Source organism: Leyella stercorea DSM 18206, from assembly GCF_000235885.1.
Taxonomy (GTDB): domain Bacteria; phylum Bacteroidota; class Bacteroidia; order Bacteroidales; family Bacteroidaceae; genus Prevotella; species Prevotella stercorea.
The window spans coordinates 93442-109468 of the sequence record NZ_JH379446.1; the positions used below are offsets into that span (position 1 = coordinate 93442).

Sequence of the window (16027 nt, forward strand, 5' to 3'; positions counted from 1 at the left end):
ATTCAAAATTCAAAACTCAAAATTCAAAACTCCTACTCCGGGTTATATCCGAAGTTGTCGAGTTCGCGTTGCGAGCTACGCCAGTCCTTGTCTACCTTCACGAAGGTGTGGAGATATACGCTCTTGCCGAAGAACTTCTCGAGCGACTTGCGTGCCTCGGTCGACATCTTCTTCAGTGCCACGCCCTGGTGTCCGATGATGATGCCCTTCTGCGAGTCGCGCTCCACGTATATCACGGCGTGTATGTCGATGTGCTTGTCGGTCTCCTTGAACGACTCCACCTTCACCTCCACCGAGTACGGAATCTCCTTGTCGTAGTAGAGCAGAATCTTCTCGCGGATAATCTCCGAGACGAAGAAGCGTGCGGGCTTGTCCGTGAGCTGGTCCTTATCGAAGAACGGCGGCGAGTCGGGCAGCAGCTCCTTGATGCGGCGCATGAGCATATCGACACCGAACTTGTTCTTTGCCGAGATGGGGAGGATCTCGGCGTTGGGCAGCAGCTGATGCCAGCGCTCCACGGTGTCGCCGAGCGTCTTCTGGTCGCTCTGGTCAATCTTGTTGATGAGCAGCAGCACGGGTATAGTCATGCGCTTCACCTTGTCGAGGAAGTCCTGGTTCTTCTCGGGGTTCTCCACTACGTCGGTGACGTAGAGCAGCACGTCGGCATCCTGCAACGCCGACTCCGAGAATGCGAGCATCGACTCCTGGAGCTTATAGTTCGGTTTAAGTACGCCGGGCGTGTCCGAGAAGACAATCTGCGCGTCCTCCTCATTCACGATGCCCATGATGCGGTGGCGCGTGGTCTGCGCCTTGAACGTGGCAATGCTGATGCGCTCGCCGACGAGCTGGTTCATCAGCGTCGACTTGCCCACATTAGGATTGCCCACTATGTTTACAAATCCTGCTTTGTGCATATTTCTTTTACGTTTAAACAAAAGGGGTGACACTCCCAACGGCGCATCAGCGCGTCGCAAGGAATTGGTCTTGATCTTAATTTGCTGTTAATGAATATATACGTATAAATAGTACTATGCTGCAAAGTTACTCTTTTTTTTCTACACTACGTGTATCTGCATCTGCATTTAAACGTTTTTTATTGATTTTGGTGATACATAGGAGGGCATTCGTAGGAGGCTACGGCATTCCTGCCGTAGCCATAGCAGCCAATGACCACTTCTGTAGGAGGCTACGGCATTCTTGCCGTAGCCATAGCAGCCAATGACCACTTCTGACTATGGGAAACTATCGGCGATGGCTACGGCAGGAATGCCGTAGCCTCCTACCAAATGCCATCGGATACCGAACGCAATCTGATCGGACGGCGAACGCAATCTGATCGGACGGCGGACGCAATCTGATCGGACACCGAACGCAATCTGATCGGGCGGCGAACGCGAGCGGTGACAAAAGTATAACATACGCACACGCGAAGTTGAACTGTTTCAGGGGGTGCACTTGTCTCAAGTGCACCAAAAATACAACATACGCACACGCGAAGTTGAACCACGAAGTGTTAATAGTTATTAAAATAGACCACAATACAGCCGAAGTTTAGAACAATTCAGCTAACTTTGCAACCAATTATTTAAGGTAATTATGGTAAACAAGTTTAAAACAGTATGCTTGACAGCAGCGATTGCCTCAAGCAGTGCGACTTTTGCCGGTGGTCTTCTCACTAACACCAACCAGCACGTCGCTTTTAATCGTATGATGAGCCGCGAGGCTTCTATTGGTATTGATGGTGTGTATTACAACCCTGCCGGTGTTGTGTTTATGGGCGAAGGAAGCCACCTCGCTCTCAACTGGCAGATGGCATACCAGACACGTACAATCAAGAACGACTACAAGTTGTTCACCAACAACGTGAACAACCCCACTACTCCACGCGATTTCAAGGGTAAGGCTTTCGCTCCCGTTATCCCGTCTTTCCAGTACGCCTACAACAAGGGCAGATGGTCGTTTCAGGGCAACTTCGCTCTGACTGGCGGTGGCGGTAAGTGTACATTCGACAACGGACTCGGCTCGTTCGAGAAAATCGTTGGCGAGACAGCTATGGGTGCTATAGGCTTGGCTGGTGCTATCGACAATGCGCTCGGCGCAGAGATGTTCACCTCCGACCAGGCTTTCGGCAAGAAGGGTTCATACAGCTTCAACAGCTACATGCATGGTCGTCAGTACTACTTCGGTCTCTCGGCTGGTGCTGCATACAAGGTTTCAGACAACTTCAGCGTTTACGCCGGCTTGCGCGGCATCTACGCTACCTGCAACTACTACGGATATGTTGAGGACATCAAGGTGGGCAATATGCCGCTCTACCAAGTGCTCGACCCATCGAAGGAGAACTCGGCTAACATCGAGCTGAGCTGCGACCAGAGCGGCATCGGCTTCACACCAATGTTGGCTGTCGACTACAAGACCGGACGCTGGAACTTCTCGGCTAAGTACGAGTTCAAGACTCGTATGCGTCTGAAGAACAAATCGGTCAACCAGTTGCCGTCTATCGGTAACCTCGACGACAATCTGAAGAACCAGATGAACAAGGTTCTCACCGCCAAGTTCATGCAGGCTGGTCTGCCGCAGGAGCAGGCTATGATCAAGGCAGAGCAGACTTCTACAGCAGTACTCAACAACCCAACCGTCGTAGCTACAACAGCTGGTCTGAAGCAGCAGTTCGACTCGAAGATCAACAAGGCTATCGGCGAGTACGCTGACGGCAAGAAGATTGCTGGCGACATCCCGTCGCTGCTCACCGTAGGTGTGGGCTACAGCCCTATCGACGAGCTGCGCATCAACGTGGGTTTCCACTGGTTCGACGACTATAACGCCACTTCTTACAACAACCGCAACAAGCTACTCAAGAAGCGCGGCACACTGGAGTTCAACGCCGGCGTTGAGTACGACGTGACAAAGAAGATTACGGTCAGCACCGGTTGGCAGAACACCAACTATGGCTTGACAGACAAGTACATGGACGATAAGTCGTTCGTAGTAGGTTCCAACTCTGTTGGCGTGGGCGGTGTGTACCACATCACAAAGAAGCTCGACTTCTCCGTGGCTTACTTCCACACGTTCTACAACCACGTGAAGACTTCTGAAACCGTGACTCTTGCACCGGGCAAATCTTACACATACAACTCAGATTACACGCGTAACAACAGCGCGTTTGCAGCCGGCGTGAACATCACATTCTAAGCAAACAGCAATATAATAAAAAGTTACGGAGACTGTTGATATTCTCCGTAACTTTTTAGAAAAACACTTCGACAACAAGCAAAGCAAAAAATGATGCCTTAGGCACTACTGTACAATGAATAAAAAAACAATAATATATAAGCAAATATCAGTATGTCTGATACTTCTATTCAGCCTTCTTTTATGTCATGCATGTTCAAAAGACGAGTCTAATTTGAATACTATTCGTGTACAAATAGAAGCGAATTCTGATGAACCTATTAGAGTTTATGGAATTAAAGATAGTGGAGAAACAGGACTTGTCATAAAAAGGTATTTTGAAAAAACTTACGAGACGGAAAGTAAAATTATTTCAATAGAAGCAAATTGCGAAGACGAGAACACATTGATGACAATTAAGGTTTGGGTCAATGGGAAGCTCAAGATTGACAGATCAAGAAATAAATATCTACCATCTGGAGATATATTATTATAGAGATTGTACAGCAAAGGCTGGAAGATACGTTTATCTTATCTTCCAGCCTTTGCTTTTATACTATAGCACCTACTCGGTGAACAACGCACTCGTCGCACCCTTGAAGATAAGGTGTTCATATGAGGCAGGCGACACCTTCACCGTAGAGTTCTTCAGCTTGCCCCATACCACCTCCGGTGTGAGGTTCTTCGGATAGGTGTGGATTTCTACCGTTACACCATCCTCAAACTCCTTGCGCAGCGCAGCCAGATACTTGGCATCCTTGCACACGATTGTGAACACAGCCTTGTCGGCACGGTGTTCGATGGTCACCTTCACGGGGTTGGTGCTGTCAAGAGCATACTCGGTGCCGTTGATGTAGATGCGCGAGTCGAGCTCTACGTCGTAAGTGCGGATAGCGAAGTCGTCAGACTCAGCGATGTTCTCGTACTCGAGCGGAATCTCCACTACGACATTGTCTACGAGGTCGCGCACATGAACCGTGGTCTTAATCTCCTGCCATGTCTTGTGTTCCTGCTGGTGTATATTCACCTCGATGTTGCCCTTGCCGTCGTTAGGCAGCGAAGGAGTCTCGGCAGAGTCCTCAAACTTATTATCCTTGTTGATGCCCGGCACATCAGTGATGTTGTCAACGCTCTTGAATGTGAGCACACCGTCGACATGCCAAACGCCGCTCTCGAACTTAGACACATACCAGATGATGTGCAAGTCCTTGGTGTCAATCTCGTCAACATCCAGCGACCAGTCCTGGTTGGCAGACATCAGCGACGCGTAAGAAGGCACGTCGCCGAGGGTAGCCTGCACAGCCTTGCCCGTAGTGTCGTACACGTACTTGGTGATGCCGTCCTGACCGAAGAACTTCCAGTAGGGGTAAGTGGTGTTCACTGTGCCCTTGTTGCCCTCAGCGAAGACCGAACCGCCACGCACAGTGCGCGGCCAATAATAGTTGGGCTTGCACGCTCCCATGTTCGGGATACGGTTGTCCACACGAATGAAATAATAAGCCGGAGCATACGTTGCCAAGACGGAAACGGGGGCTGCCGCGTTAGCCTTCACCTCCTGCCCCATCACGAACACTTGCGTTGCGGGCGCATTATTCTTAACACCTGCGCCATCGTCGTCAGACGAACATGCTGTCAGCATTATGACAGACATGATAAGTAATAATACTTTCTTCATAATTGCTTGATTAAATTGTTAAAGAATTGATGTTATAAAAAACTATAGTATGTTCTGCATTTGTAAGACGATGCGCACACCGTCCTTGCTCTTCGTGTCGATGTATATACATCCGCCCAAGAGGCGTGCCATTCGACGACACAACTCGATACGCACGCCGAGGTCGTCTACATCCGTGTCGTAGAGCGTACCCTTAACGTACACGGGCGGCTCTTTCATTCCCGACATACTGTTGTTGGGGTCTACTACTGCGAGTTCGAGTGCGCCGGCATTGAGCTTGGCACTCAGCAGCAGTTCGTCGCTCGAAGCGAACTGCACACCGTAGAAGAGCATATGCATCAGTATCTGCTGTATGCGTCGTGCGTCGCTTTTTATGGTGAAGCCGTCGGGCAGCTCGTTCTGCAACTGCACTTGCTTCGACTTCGACTGCGCGAACTGTAGCGACTGCAGCGTGCTATCGCATATCTTTGCCACATCAACCGGCTCGCAGCTCACGCCGAACGTCTTTTGGTTGGTCTGCGTGTACTCGATGAGGTCGTTGAGCAGCAGGTCGAGCATACGATAATTGTCGTTGATGTAGGTGTTGTACTTCTCGCGCTCCTCATCAGTCCACGACCCCTCGGGCATACCGAGCAACTGCGCGAAACCATACACCATATTGAGCGATGTACGTATCTCGTGACTCATGTTCTGCAGAAACTTCGTCTTGCTTTGATAAAGCTTCTCACGAGCAGCTGTAACAACAAACACGTACAGTATCAGCACCGACAACATGAAGCCCATACTGAAGAAGGGCGATGCGAAATACTTCACATTCATGATGCCCGGCAGTAGCGGTATGAGCGAAGAGAACAACACTGCCTTGCACCTTGTGCAGCCATTAGCACGTATGCCTCTGCGCATCATGGTGAAGAGCGTGCCTAACAACACCACCACAAACACCGAGTAGACGTTGAACGATGTGGCAAGGGCATACTTGCAACGCATGTACTCGCCGTCGACGATGCGGAACAGAACCGGACTGAAGAAGTTGGCGATGACCAACACCACCTCGGAGAGCAGTAGAACAGTCGATACGAATTGAATGACGTAACGATACCTGCGCGGACACCTTATGTATTGCAGCACATAGCAAAGCCACGACAAGGTGGTGACGACAGCCAAGACGTGGAGCAGCGCCGACGAAGCGTAGTAGACGACATCGGAGCGTATAGCCTTCACCAAGCACAACCCCCATAAGAAGTCGACGACAAAAAACGTCAAGGAGATGCACACAAGAGGCATGAAGGCACGTCCCACCTTTTCGTTGTGGTATATATACTTGCGTTCTCGTATGAGGATAGTCAGCGTAATGACTATGTAGCCCAACACCGACACCCAATATAAATCATTTGTCATTGACATTTACCTGCCTGTATTTTCTTTGTTAATTCTTCGGTGATAGTGCTGTAGAGCTGCGCCATGACAACAGGCTTTGTAACGAACTGGTTGGCACCAAGCTCCAAGCCACGCTTTATGTCCTCGCTGAAGTTCATGCCCGAGAGTATCACTATCGGCAGTTTCTCCTTGCTATGCGCCGGAATGTTAAACTCGCCGTCGTTAGAACCGTTGCGCAGCACCTCTATCACCTTGTAGCCGTCGATGTCGGGCATCATAAGGTCGACTATGGCGAGGTCTATTTCCTCTGGGGTGCCCAAACGCTCTTGTATGGCATGCAGTGCCTCGCGTCCGTTGGAAGCTTTCACCAGTTGGAACTCGAACGGCTTAAGCATCTTGTCGAGCAAAAGCAAGTTTAATGGTATGTCGTCGACAATAAGGATTTTGAATGTATTGGAGCAAACACCTGCAATCTCTTTCATAATTATTACGTGTTATAGTTGTTTTATTATTTTATTTTTATTCTTATTCTTCTTCTCTTGACGGATGGTCATCCGTATAGTATCCCTTCTCGCTATAGCGTCCGTCGAGGAGGTGTTCGCCTACAGAGCGCAGCTCCTTCTGGTGATACTCCTCGTGGTCGGACAGGTCGATCGATGGGCGCACTACATGCGTGTCGAACACGAGTTCAGCCACACCCTTCGGTGCGATATTGCCGTAGAGGCGTATACTGTGGCGTGCCAGTCCGATATTCTTGTCAGCGTGGTAGACGAATTTCATCGGCACCTCCTCGCCTGGCGGTATCGTCGTTACGTTCTCCGCAGCCGACTCGATAGTGGGGCAAGCCGGTTGTATATCGGTTATCACCAGCATCTCGTCGCCCGTGTTGCGCAGCACGTACACCATCGTGAGTTCGTCGCCGAGCACTACAGAGGGATAGTGGCGCACGGAGTCCTCCACTTCTACGATGGTCAGTGCGAGCCGCTTGTGGCACGACGTGAGCGTGCTGCTGCCCACTAATCCCAGAGCCACAAAGAGCAGTATGCCGAACGCGGAGCGCAGGGCTGTGCGCCGAACGGCTTTTATATGTCTTATGTTTATTCCCATTTCTTCAGATAATCGTCTATAGAGTGTCCCGACTCGTCGCGGTTGTTCATGCCTTTCAGTTCGCTATGTCCCTTCAGTATCTCGCGCATCTCGCCAATCGTCTCCTCGTCCTTTGCGAGCAGTCCGGTGCGGTACATCTCAAGCTGCGTATAGGCGAGGGCGGTGAGCAGTGCGTTGAGGCGTTTGCGCTCGTCGCCCACAGTAAGCTTGCTTGCTTTGTCGAGCTGGCTACGGAAGCTGACAAACTCCTTCACATCGAGATACGACTCGCACATCTCCTGCATAGAGCCATAGAGCGGCAGCAGATGGTTGGTCGACTGGGCGCGTTGCTCCAGTCCCCAGTAGTATGTGGTGAGCAGATCGGCGGTTTGCGGATAGTGCTCGCGGTAGTAGCGTGCTATCGACTCGTGCACATCGGTGTCCGGATTGTCCAAGAGGAGTGCGAGGACATAGGTCTGCATATCGTCGAACGCCGAGTAGTCGTCGCCACTACCATTGACGAACACGCCCTGCACGCCCAAGTCGCGATAGAGCCTGAAGCGTGCCTGCATAGCAAGCAGGCAGGGGAAGGGCGACAGATAGTCGTCGTAGTTGCGCTCGTAGTCCCACACGTAAATGCGTGAGCACTGCTTGCGCCATGCCTTCACGTTCTGCACGAACTCGTTGTAGCCCTCCGTCTTTGTGAAGTCGACCCTCATAGGCAGCTTTATGCTCGACACGAACGTTCCGACGTTGGCTGCAAGCGACGTTGTGGGCGGCGTATTGGTTGTGTGATAAGCCGACGTAAAGAACTTATGGCGCGGAAACTCCTCTGCCAAACGCTCCACGAACGCCGTAACGGCAGGTGTTGCGTTGGTGGAGGTGTTGCCTCGGGCTGTACAATCGTTGCAGGTGCACACCGTCTTGTTGTCCATAGGCATTATGCTGATGCGCTCACTGTAGTCGGCAGTGCCCCAACCGTACTGATCGAGTACGTATTCGCGTACCTTATTATATAGTGACTGGCTGGAGAAGCAGAACTGCTTGCTGCTGCGCTTGCCGTCGACGATGGCGTACATATCGTCTGTGGCTTCGTCCTTGACGAGCTTTGCGAGGTTATGCCCCCACACTCCCCAGTCGTAATCGGGATGATTGGTGTGCATGGATGTCTGAAACTCCTCCGTGTTGGAAGGTGTGTACAACCCGTGATATTCGGACAGGGGGTCTGCGCTCTGCGCTGTCTGCGCATTGCTATGGCACCCACCGAGCACAACGCCCACGACGAGTGCCGCCAATGACTTAGAAATGGATTGTAACATTTGCATTCAGATATAGATAGTTCTTACTGTTGTTAACACCAGTTGCATCGTCCGACTTCACCGACATGGTGTACCACTGACCTGAGAGTCCGAAATCGAGCGTCGCATTGAGCGAGTAGACACCACCCAAGCCGAGCATCGTGTTGAGCTGACTGAACCTTATCGGCATCGAATTGTCGATGAGCGACACTTCCGGTGCGTTACCCACACTGCCCGTCAGGAACAGGTTTGTCTTGCTTCCCTCGATGGGATAGCACTTGGCTATCACGCTGCCGTTGACAAAGAAGTGCCCGTTGAAGCTGGCTGACTTCTCGCCAAGCATTATAAACGTGCGCAAGTCGGCTCCAACCTCAAAGATGTTGACAGGCTTTGTAGCACCCACGCCTAAGCTCAATAGCGATGTGTTCTTGTCGCCACCGATGAGTCGATACGACAAGCTGCCCTTTGCAGTCAGTTCGTATGGCAGCAAGTAGGTGCCGTTGAGCTCGGCACGTATTTTCGGGAAGAACTTGTTTGCCCAACTAACTATTGCTGTTGTGCTTAGCTTGTCGTCCCACTCGTGTTCCCACTCGCCGCTCAACTGCACTCCACTTCCACCTTCGTCGTCTCCGTTAGCCGCCTTCGTTGCACCGTCGCGACCGGCATATCCCACGCCGACGGTGTAGGCGTTGCGCTTAGCGTAGCGTGAGTATGAAAGGAATGCCTTCGAGCTGATGTTGTCTTCCTTTGCCGGACGTGCTCGCTGGTAGTCGATGACCACAGCGTTGTACATGGCACGTCGTCTGAGCATTGTCATACGATTGTTGTACTCGCCGAGCTCGTAGGGCGAAGGATGATATAGCTGATACTGCTCAATGGCTTTCTTCCACTCTTTCTGCTTCTCGTATATAGTAGCTTTAGCGAGTATGAGCTGCTTATTATTGGGATAGTAGACCATGGCTTCGTCTATGAGCTGCATGGCTTCATCATAGCGTTTCTCCTCCATGTATTTCATGGCAAACGCCTCGCAACATCCTGCGTACGCACCGACAACGACCGAGTCGCCGATGTACTCGTCTACCATCGGACGCAGCCGCTGCAGTGCTGCTTCGTAGTCGCCTACGCCTGCCTTCAGTTGCGCTTCCTTCAGCACAAAGAACGGGTCGGTGGGATAGCGTTTGCGTCCCCACTCCACAAGCGTCACAGCATCGTTGTTCTTCTTCAGCAGTAGCGCAGTGGTTATGCCCATGCGCAGGATGTCGGAAGAGGGGTTCTCGTTGTTCAGCACCTTTATTATCTCCGCCTCAGCCTGGCGCAGTCTGCCCTCAGCCATGAGCTGTTTGATATACGGTGTCACGATTTCCTCGTACATAGCCGCACGCTTCGCAGGGTCGCTGTAGGACTTCTCTAACTGGTTGAGTGCCTTCTGTCGTTTACCGGTTTGTATGTAGCATGTGAGGAGACGACGTTCGATGGCGGTCTTTGTCTCTTGGTCGACACTGAATGTCTGCAACTTCTCCAGCATCGGTATCACCTCCTCGTACTTGTTCAGATCCATCTGTCGGCGCACCTCCTCCAAGCGTATAGCACAGAGCTCTTCGCTCACCTCCTGATTGCTCGGGTACATGGTGTGAATACGCTCTAACAGCACAATGGCAGCACGCTTGTTGCCCAATCGACGTTGCACGGTGTACTCGCGGAAGAGCAGGTTTTGCGTGTCGCCACGTCGACGGCGAGCCTCGCGGATGTACATCAGCGCATCGTCGAGGTAGCCTCGGCTCATCGACGTATTGAGCAGATAGGTGAGTGCTTCCTCCGAATGGTTCTTCTCGTAGAGGCGTGCGTATGCGGTGTATGGATCGTTCTGAGCCGCATAGCGTGCTCGTTCCTCCTCCAGTTTGGTCTTCAGCCGATTGATTTGTGCGCCTCGCACGCCCGAGAGTGTGCGCTCCGACATGCTGATATACGACAACGCTTCGCTGTAGCGGGTCATATCGCCGAGTATGCTTGCCTTCTTCTCGACGAACGGCAGTGGCTGCTTCACCTGCGTTGCGGCGTGTCCTGCCTGGTCGGCAGCTTGCTCCAAGCGTCCTGTCTTCAGCAGCAGATTGCAGAGTGCCATTTGGTATTCGGCGTTCCTGGGGGATATTTCGATCAGTTTGCGCAGTGCTTCCTCCTGTCCTACGAGGTTGTTTGTCTTGACCAGCTTGCGATAGCGTTGGTCATAGTCCCACGCCATCTCCTTCTTCACCTCCACTCTTTCGGGGTATATCTCGGCGAGTCGTTGCAGCAGACGTGTTGCTTCCACGGTGTTTCCGTCGAGTCGGTAGAGTTCTATTTTCTTCTTCCAAAGCGTGAAGTCGTAGGGCGCAGCCTCCAAGAGTTCGTTGCAGTAGACAATCGCCGTGCTATAGTGCTTCGTCAGTTCCTCCAATCGCATGAGCATTGTCTTCGACTGCAGGTTGCCGTTGTCGTCTTTTATAGAACGTATGAAGTAGAAGCGTGCCTTGTCGTAATCCTTGAAGTGGTACCAATAGGTGCCCAACAGTTCGTTGTAGGCAGAGAGCGAGCCGTACTTGTCGTAGCCCTCCTCCACCATCTTGCGTCCTTCAGCCCACTTCCCGCTCTTGAACAGAGCGCGTGCCTGCTGCTCGTAGTAGGCAGGCAGACCCTCCTTGGCAGGCGTGTACTTACGACTGAGATGTTCGCGGTTCTGCGTGTTCTGCGCCGTAGAGGTCAGAACTGCCGAGAAGAGTATTGCTATGGTAAGTATTTTGTATCTCATAATAATCAGTTCGATTGGTTTGCATTTGGCTGCGGTGCCGACTGTTGGGCTGGCTGACTGCCGCCTGCAGGCACAGTAGCGTGCTTCACACCGGTTCGCTCCATAGAACACCACACGGCTTTCTGGCGTGTTATGTACTTGAAGTAGCCCACTAACGAGCACACCACGATTATCGGGTGGTAGACGATAGGCTCCAGAGCTGCCGCCAACAGCAACTTCAGATAGCTGCGCACGCTGGTGTAGGAGCAGCCGAGCAGATAGTCGTAGAACACCACGAACGCCGAGAGCATGAAGCTGAAGACGTATATGGCGAAGTATGTGACGAAGAACGTGCTCCAGTTGACACCGCCCGTGAAGGTGAGGTACACTATCATAATGGTTCCGAAGAACTCTATAATCGGTGCGAGGAACTCGAAGAGGAACGTGTAGGACATCGTGATGAGTCCGAGACGCTTATACTTCGGGTTGAAGAGCAGGCGGCGGTGCTCCCACATGGTCTGTATCAGTCCGCGTCCCCAACGTGTGCGCTGGCGATAGAGCATGTGCAAGGTCGACGGACCCTCGGTCCAGCAGCACGTGTGCGGGATTTGCACCACACGATACTTGCGGTTGAAGTCGCAGCAGTAGGCTATCATTCGCGTAATCATGTCCATATCCTCGGCGAACGACGAGCTGCTGTAGCCGCCGGCGTTGATGACCACCTCTGTAGAGAAGAGCCCGTAACCGCCCGACACGTTGTTCATGGCGTTGATCTTGCTCCATCCCATCTTGCCGACGAGGAACGAGCGTTTGTACTCCAAGTCCTGGAAGAGCGGTACGGGGCGACTCGACGGACGTATATCGACGAGCTTGCCGTCGTGCAGCGTCGAGCCGTTGCTCATGGACATCGTGCCAGACACGGCGATGATCGTCTCGTCCATGATGACGGGGAAGATACACTGATACATGGCATCTTTCGAGAGAATGCAGTCTACGTCGGTGTTGATGAAATACGGCGTAGAGATTACGTTCAGTCCGGCGTTCACGGCATCGGCTTTTGTTCCGCCGTTCACCTTGTCCACCACTACGAGCTTGGCGTAGTCGGGGTTGGTAGAGCGGAGCAGACGCTTGAATGGCGCGCTATGCACCTTCTGCACGTAGTCGAACGGCACCTCCACGAGTTCGAAGGTATTGATGAGCAGCTCAAGGGTCTTGTCCTTACTGCCGTCGTTGACGATGCACACCTCGAACTTCGGATAGTCCATATTGAGCAGCGAGCGCACGTTGTCGACGATGGTCTTCTCCTCGTTGTAGGCAGGAGCCACGATAGAGATGCTCGGCACGTAGGGTGCGCTCTGCACCATGTTGCGTATATAGTCGTCCGACCAACGCTTATAGCCCGTGCTATAGCGGTAGGCGAAGACGAGTAGCATGACATACGTTGCGATGAGCAGCATTGAGTATGCCAGGATGGTATAGCCAAAGAAATATAGTAAGAACTCCCACATAGTTTTAAAGCATCCTCATTTGGTTGATAATAGCCATTGCGTCAATCTGGTCGAGCAGCACACGGTCGGTCTTGCTCTCAAGCACTTCGCCACGCAACTCCTCGAAGGCGTACCTTCCGGCACTGCCGTAGGAGTAGAGGCAGGCGAGTGCCACCTCGCGTGTCTCCTTCGACGATGATGTGCGATAGGCGTGCACGAAGAAGTCGACGTGCTTACCCGAGTTGATAGCTGCCAGCACGCGCAGCACTTCCCGGCGCACCGACTCGGGTTGCTGGTCGTAGGAGTCGAGTGCTGCCTGCTCTTGCGACGCATCGTGCAGAAGTGCTACAGCGTGCAGTGCCGCTGTGCGGTAGGTGTAGTTGGGCGAGAGGAAGAGCGTATGCAGCGCTGCCTTCTCGCGCTCGCTGCCCCAGTAAGCCACCTCTTCAATCAGAAAGCGCACCGACTCCTCGTTCTCTATATTCTCGGTGAGTATGAGGAACTGCGGCATCTGCCGGTCGTTAGCCCAAAGCCATGCAAAGAGGCGGTGGAGCATCATCAGACGCCACACGCCATGCTCGTTCTCAAGGTCGCTGATGAAGTAGTGGTAAGGGTCGGCTTGTGATGATATGACGTGACACATGCGCGCCATTTGCCGCACGTTGTCGTTGTAATGGTTGATGTAGACGGCGAGGAGACCCTCGCTCACACAGATGTGCATGTTCACCACGTTTTGCAGAGTTTGCAATACGAGATGTCCTGTGGCAAGATTGCGCTCGTAATAAGTCTTGACGCCGGTGAGCGCACAGAGTGTTTCGGCGTTAGGTATGCTTGGCAGCTCACGACTCAAATCCATACAAATCTCGGAAATGAGTCGGGAGAGTATTTCGGGGCGATACTTCTTCTTGATGTTGTCGAGCGTAGCGTTGCAGACTATCTCCACATCCTCGTAGTTGGACATGGTGTCGGAGGTGAGCACATGGTAGAAGCCATCGTAGAGGTCGGCGCGTGCAGCCTCGAACGCACGCCGGTCGCGGTTGTTGCGCCTGATTTTCAAGAAGAAGAGGACAAAGAGTACGATAAGCGTAAGTATGCAGAGCAATATCATACCATACAACACACGGATGTGTATTGCATAGTCTGAGAAATATAGAAGGAAGCGTTGCACGTAGAACTGAATCACTTCCACTCCGTAAAAGTCTACCGAGTGTCCATCAGGATACTGGTATCCAGCTGTCAGGAGATTGCTTATCAATGTGGTGTACTCAGTATTAAGAGTTTATATTTAAAGAATGAAAAGGAAGCGTGCGCCCTGGGTGTATGTCTGGTCGAGCTTCACCTCGGCACCGAGTCGGTCGGCTATGATGCTGCAGATGTGCAGTCCGAGTCCGGAGCCTTGCACGTTGCCGTCCAGCTTCTTATATCGCTCGAAGATGTCCTTCGCCATCTCCGGCGGTATGCCCGTGCCGGTGTCGGTTACGGAGAAGGTGAGTCTGCCGGGGTTTTCTGTGGTGGAGAGGTGCAGATGTATCTCGCCTTGCACGGTGTGTTTGCAGGCGTTGGTGAGGAAGTTGACGAGCACTTGCTGTATACGTCTGCTGTCCGACTCGATGAAGTAGTCGTCTGCCACGTCCGACGTGAAATACATATTGACGTTGGCGTGGCGGCGCATATCTGCCATGAGCATCGCATTGCGACACATCTCGTTCACGGCGAAGCGTCCTTTCTCCACGCGATAGTTGCCGTGCTCAGCGTCGGCTACGTCCAGCACGTCGTCGATAAGCATCGAGAGCATGTTGAAACTGTTGAATATATAGTTGAAGTACTCGTGCTTCTGCGTCTCCGACACGTAGCCGTCGGGCATACAGAGCAGCTGCGAGAAACCGAACATGGCGTTGAGCGGTGTACGTATCTCGTGAGTCATATTCTGCAACATCTGCGTCTTCGAGCGGTTGGCGCGGATGTTCCGCTTCAGCTCTTCTATACGTTCGTGCTCCATCTCTTTCATCTCGGAGACATCCTTCACGGCTACCACCATGCTCTTCACGCTGCCGTCGCTATGGCGGTCGCAGACGATGAACGCCAGGCGCAACCAGTCGTAGATAGTGCTCTGGAAGTGGATGCGTGCAACGCTGTTAAATCGCAATCGCTCGTTTATTGTGGAGAGGTCGTTAAACTCCTCTAACATCGAACGGTCGCAGGGCTTGCAGAGCTGCTCGTTGAACACTTTCATAGCATCGCGAACATTGCCCGTACGCGGTATGTACTTCGTGATGACGTGTAGCGTGTTGATGTACGACATGTATTGTTCGGTATCCAAATCGACGTAGAACAAGCAGGAGTAGATATTGGCTAACGACTTCACAACAAGTTCGTCCTGCATGGTGCGCTCCACTTGCTCAGTAAAGTCCTGGTGGTAGCCCTCCATAACGCGTGTGCCATCCTCCTTCACTGATACCACACCGCCACAACGCGCATAGCGCAAACCCAACGTAGGGTGGTCCCAGCGGTATGTATTCTCAAAATGATCCTGATCGAAAATATCATCAAGCGACATACCCTTCGACAATACATCTGCCGGAGCTATACGCGAATACCAATAGTCGTAGAACTCTTCCTCTGTAAAGCGACAGTCTTTGTCTACGCCTAACAGCTCGCGCAACTTTGCTGAACCTTGAAACCGTGGATGCTCGCCCTTGCGCAGAATAATCCTGTAAATGCCAATCTCTGCAGAGTTGAGAATTTCGTCAACTCTGTCCATCTGCATCGGGAGTTTACCGCCATCCAATGTCATCGTTCTGTCTGTCATACTATAGCTATGAAATAGTCCTGTCTTATCTTCGTTATAATTGTTGTAATTTTTACACTCTTTTAGTTTGCAAAATTATCAAAAAAACGCGATATACAATCAAACAAAGCACAGAATTTTACGTACGGGGGGGGGATTTTTTTACTTTTTATAAATATTTTAACTCCCTCGGGATTAATAGGATGATAACAATGCAAAAACTGTCGCATTATTACCACGCTACGGCAACATTGTTGTTGTGCTACGGCAACACAGTTATAGTGCTACGGCAACACGGTTGTAGTGCTACGGCAACATCGTTGTTGTTGCGCGTATCATAAAAAAAAGATGGTGTGTCAGCGACACACCATCTCAAGAGTC

The 16027-nt window shown here is 51.9% G+C and carries 12 protein-coding genes; 2 read left to right on the forward strand and 10 right to left on the reverse strand.

The genetic code is table 11. The features are described 5' to 3' along the window. Positions 1 to 32: 32 nt before the first annotated feature. Complete coding sequence (gene era / locus HMPREF0673_RS09310; RefSeq protein WP_007901363.1) at positions 33 to 914, reverse strand: GTPase Era; 882 nt, start codon at positions 912 to 914, stop codon at positions 33 to 35. 682 nt (positions 915 to 1596) lie between these two features. Here era and HMPREF0673_RS09315 point away from each other — a divergent pair. Both HMPREF0673_RS09315 and HMPREF0673_RS09320 read left to right on the forward strand, forming a co-directional pair. Next, complete coding sequence (locus HMPREF0673_RS09315) at positions 1597 to 3192, forward strand: OmpP1/FadL family transporter (RefSeq protein ID WP_007901369.1); 1596 nt, start codon at positions 1597 to 1599, stop codon at positions 3190 to 3192. A 115-nt stretch (positions 3193 to 3307) separates the two neighbouring features. Then, a complete protein-coding gene (locus HMPREF0673_RS09320; protein WP_007901375.1) occupies positions 3308 to 3667 on the forward strand; it encodes a hypothetical protein in 360 nt (119 codons plus the stop codon). A gap of 69 nt (positions 3668 to 3736) precedes the next feature. Here HMPREF0673_RS09320 and HMPREF0673_RS09325 read toward each other — a convergent pair whose 3' ends face one another. Genes HMPREF0673_RS09325 through HMPREF0673_RS13455 form a run of 9 tightly spaced genes read right to left on the reverse strand, consistent with a single transcriptional unit; the run spans position 3737 to position 15667 of the window. Further along, complete coding sequence (locus HMPREF0673_RS09325) at positions 3737 to 4846, reverse strand: hypothetical protein (RefSeq protein WP_007901381.1); 1110 nt, start codon at positions 4844 to 4846, stop codon at positions 3737 to 3739. Between the two features lie 42 nt (positions 4847 to 4888). Further along, positions 4889 to 6244, reverse strand: a complete 1356-nt coding sequence (locus tag HMPREF0673_RS09330) for a sensor histidine kinase (RefSeq protein WP_007901385.1) — start codon at positions 6242 to 6244, stop codon at positions 4889 to 4891. Then, a complete protein-coding gene (locus tag HMPREF0673_RS09335; protein ID WP_007901388.1) occupies positions 6241 to 6705 on the reverse strand; it encodes a response regulator in 465 nt (154 codons plus the stop codon). The genes HMPREF0673_RS09330 and HMPREF0673_RS09335 overlap by 4 nt, the downstream gene beginning before the upstream one ends. A gap of 43 nt (positions 6706 to 6748) precedes the next feature. Beyond that, positions 6749 to 7330, reverse strand: a complete 582-nt coding sequence (locus HMPREF0673_RS13450) for a DUF1573 domain-containing protein (RefSeq protein ID WP_007901391.1) — start codon at positions 7328 to 7330, stop codon at positions 6749 to 6751. Further along, the gene (locus HMPREF0673_RS09345; protein WP_172633653.1) at positions 7321 to 8628 is read right to left on the reverse strand and encodes a DUF4838 domain-containing protein; all 1308 of its coding nucleotides are present in this window, start codon (positions 8626 to 8628) and stop codon (positions 7321 to 7323) included. Before HMPREF0673_RS09345 ends, HMPREF0673_RS13450 begins: the two co-directional genes overlap by 10 nt. Then, complete coding sequence (locus HMPREF0673_RS09350) at positions 8609 to 11392, reverse strand: tetratricopeptide repeat protein (protein WP_007901393.1); 2784 nt, start codon at positions 11390 to 11392, stop codon at positions 8609 to 8611. The genes HMPREF0673_RS09345 and HMPREF0673_RS09350 overlap by 20 nt, the downstream gene beginning before the upstream one ends. Before the next feature lie 5 nt (positions 11393 to 11397). Next, positions 11398 to 12879: a glycosyltransferase family 2 protein gene (locus HMPREF0673_RS09355; RefSeq protein ID WP_007901394.1), complete on the reverse strand. Its 1482-nt coding sequence runs from the start codon at positions 12877 to 12879 to the stop codon at positions 11398 to 11400. Positions 12880 to 12883: 4 nt separating this feature from the next. Beyond that, positions 12884 to 14113: a HEAT repeat domain-containing protein gene (locus tag HMPREF0673_RS09360; RefSeq protein ID WP_040596726.1), complete on the reverse strand. Its 1230-nt coding sequence runs from the start codon at positions 14111 to 14113 to the stop codon at positions 12884 to 12886. A gap of 30 nt (positions 14114 to 14143) precedes the next feature. Next, positions 14144 to 15667, reverse strand: a complete 1524-nt coding sequence (locus tag HMPREF0673_RS13455) for a sensor histidine kinase (RefSeq protein ID WP_007901398.1) — start codon at positions 15665 to 15667, stop codon at positions 14144 to 14146. Positions 15668 to 16027 lie beyond the last annotated feature (360 nt).

Coding starts and splice junctions, on each gene's coding strand:
- era (WP_007901363.1), bottom strand. CDS start 914: ATGCACAAAGCAGGATTTGTAAACATAGTGGGCAATCCTAATGTGGGC.
- HMPREF0673_RS09315 (WP_007901369.1), top strand. CDS start 1,597: ATGGTAAACAAGTTTAAAACAGTATGCTTGACAGCAGCGATTGCCTCA.
- HMPREF0673_RS09320 (WP_007901375.1), top strand. CDS start 3,308: ATGAATAAAAAAACAATAATATATAAGCAAATATCAGTATGTCTGATA.
- HMPREF0673_RS09325 (WP_007901381.1), bottom strand. CDS start 4,846: ATGAAGAAAGTATTATTACTTATCATGTCTGTCATAATGCTGACAGCA.
- HMPREF0673_RS09330 (WP_007901385.1), bottom strand. CDS start 6,244: ATGACAAATGATTTATATTGGGTGTCGGTGTTGGGCTACATAGTCATT.
- HMPREF0673_RS09335 (WP_007901388.1), bottom strand. CDS start 6,705: ATGAAAGAGATTGCAGGTGTTTGCTCCAATACATTCAAAATCCTTATT.
- HMPREF0673_RS13450 (WP_007901391.1), bottom strand. CDS start 7,330: ATGGGAATAAACATAAGACATATAAAAGCCGTTCGGCGCACAGCCCTG.
- HMPREF0673_RS09345 (WP_172633653.1), bottom strand. CDS start 8,628: ATGTTACAATCCATTTCTAAGTCATTGGCGGCACTCGTCGTGGGCGTT.
- HMPREF0673_RS09350 (WP_007901393.1), bottom strand. CDS start 11,392: ATGAGATACAAAATACTTACCATAGCAATACTCTTCTCGGCAGTTCTG.
- HMPREF0673_RS09355 (WP_007901394.1), bottom strand. CDS start 12,879: ATGTGGGAGTTCTTACTATATTTCTTTGGCTATACCATCCTGGCATAC.
- HMPREF0673_RS13455 (WP_007901398.1), bottom strand. CDS start 15,667: ATGACAGACAGAACGATGACATTGGATGGCGGTAAACTCCCGATGCAG.